Raw genomic sequence first — 270 nt, forward strand, 5'->3', positions numbered from 1 at the left:
TAGAGAATCAACAAGTTAGGAGTAAGAAAAAATGATAAAAACTCATAGAGTAAAATTAAACCTAACTAGAACACAATTTGAATTAGTAAGGGAAAAACAAATAGAGAGTGCTAATTGTTGGAATCATATAGTTAGCTTATCCAAAGAATACTATTTTGAACATAAACAATGGATAAAAAAGAATGATATACAAAAGATAATCAAAGGTAAATACAATATACATAGTCAAACTATACAAGCAATATCAGATAAATTTGATGCTAATAGAAA

1 pseudogene is annotated in these 270 nt (G+C 25.2%); it reads left to right on the top strand.

The features are described from left to right. Window positions 1-31: 31 nt before the first annotated feature. Window positions 32-270: pseudogene (locus KGF46_RS19860) on the top strand (RNA-guided endonuclease TnpB family protein); the annotation flags it as partial.

This window comes from Clostridioides sp. ZZV14-6153 (genome assembly GCF_020657855.1).
In the GTDB taxonomy this organism is placed as follows: Bacteria; Bacillota; Clostridia; order Peptostreptococcales; family Peptostreptococcaceae; genus Clostridioides.